The following is a 2,902-nucleotide window of genomic DNA, read 5'->3' as shown; positions in this document are numbered from 1 at the left end:
ATTTGAACTGCTCCTCCAGATGGTGAACCATTTAGAACCATCAAGTATCCCCATGTAGTTCCCGCCCCAATAGGTATATTATTACCACCGCTTGCACCCTGAACTAGATATACTCCAGAATTTGCATAATCATCCCAATTGGCATCTTTGGTTAATTGAGGCTTATCGACAGAGCTTAGCGGGCTTGCTTTCGATACTGCACTTTCCTGCAATTGCTTGATACTGATATTTGCGTTGCTAATATCCTGATTAACTTTAGCCATAGCTGTACTCTGATTGCTTTGCATATCCTTGATAGCCGCATTTGAGCTATTCTTTAGATCGGCAATTACTTGGTCACTTTGAGACTTCAAATCTTTACTATCGGACTCAAATTTGGTTTGCATAGAAGCAATTGAATCGGTCAATTTCTTTTGTACGTCTGAAATTAATTGAGATACTTTAGCTTGCTGATCAGCTGTAAAACTGGTGTTGGCTTCAATAATTTGTTTCTGAATGTTATCCAAAAATGAGTTTACGGAAGCCACTTGTGCCTTGATAGACGTAATTGTAACATTCAGTTCATCACTATTATTTTCCAAATCTACTTTTTTAGCAGCTAAATCAGCGGCAATACTTTCGACATTTTCTTCAGCAGCATCTATGGCTGGTTGATACTGAGCCTTAGCATCGCTCAAAGCCTTATCCATTAGCAGCTTGAATTCATCTGGAATATTCAATCCAGCAATTTGAGATTTCATTTTTTGGATTCTTCCGAGCCAATCAGCTTCGGTGGATTTCAAAAACTTATTGATGTTTTCAAGACCCGAAATGTAGTTAACTGAAGTATCATCAAGCTGTACGCTAGGGATTATTGAGATATCAAAGCCACATGTAGTGATTTGATTATTGATCATGAAGTAGGCGTCCTGAATCTTACCGACAGATTCCGTTAAATGCTTACTTACAGGATAACTGATCACGTTTCCATTAACATTGGCTGGATCATTAGAAACAATTGTCCCATCGGGCTTTTTGGCTACAAAGGTAGCAAAATTAATCTGTAAGTTTTCGTCTCCCCCATTTGAGATAGTTGCTTCAATAATCACATCACTTTCACCTTGACGCAGAATAATTGGTTCATTATCAACTGTGTTATTTTTACGAATATCAAGGCTAATATTTGCTATTTTTGTCATATTTCTCACTCACACCATCCTTTCCTGAAGTATCATAAATTAATCCAAGTGATCCAGCTATAACCAGCAAAGTATTTACAATAGCCATAATCTGATTAATTTCATCATTAGTAATTTCCCAGCCAAATAAATGGCCAACTTGTTGGATTAATACTAAAACTAAGGAAGCCATAGATAACCACCAAGTTTTATTTTGATTTTTAATAGTTAATTTATTTTTCATGTGAATTACCTCTCTTAAATAGAGTATGAATTTGCTCTTTTATTGAAACAATATCTTCATCATGTTTATGTACATTATCGTCTAGTTCTTCAAAATGTCTCCTAAATTCATCATGTTCAAATTTTGAATCATTTTTAAAATCCTTAATTTCACTAGACAATCGATCCATAGAATCAGATAAAGGTTTAATAACCAATCGATTAAACACCCATACTAGAGCAGTGCCGATTGCCACTACTATTGATATAGCACTTGCAGCATCTTCAATCGTATTGATTATCATAAAATGTGGTGGCATAGTTCGCCTTCTTTCTGATTTTTGTACTAAAAAAGACTAGCCGAATGGCTAGCCCTCTTTAGTTGCTTGATATTCTTTTCCAGTAATGTATTTATAATCATCTTTAGAGATAATCATAGGAACATAACCAAAGATGTCGCTTTCTTTCATTGTTCCCCATCCGAATTCAATTTTTAATGCTTCTGTCATTTTTAATTACTCCTTTTAAATTATTCCGACCGCCACCACTACCAGCAAGGGAGCATGCTTTTATCGACTACTTAGCTGTGATAGTTGCTCCATCAGTTGTAGCTGTGGATGTTACATCTGTTGGTGCTTCTGGTGCTGGATTAACTCCATTTGCTTTATCCAACTTTGCAGTTAAATCTGCTACTTGCTTGGTCAAATCCGTGATCGCCATTTGTGATGTAGTCTTGTCTTGGACAGCTTGCTTAGTCATGGCCGTAACGGCTTCCTGAACTTGCTTATCCGTCAGTTGGCCATTTAATTGACCTTCAGTCAGAATTTTAATTGTATTTTTCATTTCTTCATCAGGCGTTTTGCCTGTTGATTTGTGAACTAATTTATTATCAGATTCTCTGACCGTCCATTCATACATATTTTCAATAGAAAAGGCTAGATCACTATTTTGGATTAGTGTCCAGCCCTTTTCAGTTGCCTGCATTTCAGCAGCGATATTGCTTGTATTGTTTACGCCAATGATATTTCTATCATCATCTAAATAAACTGAAATTTTCATTATTGTACCTCCTAATTTTTATAAGTATTCACTTGAATTACTGGAATTTTGAAATCACCATCCGTGTAATCACCAAATATATGTGCAGTAAGATTAATACTAAGCGTTGTATTAGGAAGTACCTTAATTGATGCTCCTCCAAAGCTTTTAATGGTGAAACCTGAAATGTTATTATAGAAGTCATCAATTTTTTCCCAAGAGTTTCCATCACTAAGTTGGGCTTGAACTTTTTTACCAATATATTGTGACAATTGGTCAGAAATATCAATTGAGCTATTAACAACTAATTTTTCTTTAGGAATCTTAATTGGTGTTAAACCGACTGATGATAAATCAAAACGAATATTACGATTTCCAAAGCTTGAGCCACTGAGAGTATCTGAAGTTAGATTGCTTAAAGTGATTAAAAGGCCATCTTGTACATTATCATAATTTGTTGACGGACCCGATAGCAAAATACTTCC

At 35.4% G+C, this 2,902-nt stretch carries 6 protein-coding genes; all 6 read right to left on the bottom strand.

All coding sequences use genetic code 11. The annotated features are described in order from the left end of the window. A partial coding sequence (locus tag ATN92_RS15175) for a hypothetical protein (RefSeq protein WP_199250844.1) occupies nucleotides 1-1,178 on the bottom strand: 1,178 nt, incomplete at its 3' end. After that, the gene (locus tag ATN92_RS15170) at nucleotides 1,156-1,401 is read right to left on the bottom strand and encodes a phage holin (RefSeq protein WP_056951923.1); all 246 of its coding nucleotides are present in this window, start codon (nucleotides 1,399-1,401) and stop codon (nucleotides 1,156-1,158) included. The genes ATN92_RS15175 and ATN92_RS15170, both read right to left, overlap by 23 nt. After that, complete coding sequence (locus tag ATN92_RS15165; protein WP_056951919.1) at nucleotides 1,391-1,699, bottom strand: ATP synthase subunit B family protein; 309 nt, start codon at nucleotides 1,697-1,699, stop codon at nucleotides 1,391-1,393. Before ATN92_RS15165 ends, ATN92_RS15170 begins: the two co-directional genes overlap by 11 nt. Nucleotides 1,700-1,747: 48 nt before the next feature. Continuing rightward, nucleotides 1,748-1,888 (bottom strand): XkdX family protein, encoded by a 141-nt coding sequence (locus ATN92_RS15160; RefSeq protein WP_082604512.1) that lies wholly within the window; start codon nucleotides 1,886-1,888, stop codon nucleotides 1,748-1,750. Nucleotides 1,889-1,955: 67 nt separating this feature from the next. Then, nucleotides 1,956-2,438, bottom strand: a complete 483-nt coding sequence (locus ATN92_RS15155) for a hypothetical protein (protein WP_087721252.1) — start codon at nucleotides 2,436-2,438, stop codon at nucleotides 1,956-1,958. An 11-nt stretch (nucleotides 2,439-2,449) separates the two neighbouring features. Further along, on the bottom strand, nucleotides 2,450-2,902 hold a 453-nt coding region (locus tag ATN92_RS15150; protein WP_158106805.1), incomplete at its 5' end, for a hypothetical protein.

The organism is Companilactobacillus bobalius, assembly GCF_009764355.1.
The sequence above is the reverse complement of the archived record's forward strand: the minus strand, read 5'-3'. Positions and strand labels throughout refer to the sequence as shown.

Coding starts and splice junctions, on each gene's coding strand:
- ATN92_RS15160 (WP_082604512.1), bottom strand. CDS start 1,888: ATGACAGAAGCATTAAAAATTGAATTCGGATGGGGAACAATGAAAGAA.
- ATN92_RS15155 (WP_087721252.1), bottom strand. CDS start 2,438: ATGAAAATTTCAGTTTATTTAGATGATGATAGAAATATCATTGGCGTA.
- ATN92_RS15165 (WP_056951919.1), bottom strand. CDS start 1,699: ATGCCACCACATTTTATGATAATCAATACGATTGAAGATGCTGCAAGT.
- ATN92_RS15170 (WP_056951923.1), bottom strand. CDS start 1,401: ATGAAAAATAAATTAACTATTAAAAATCAAAATAAAACTTGGTGGTTA.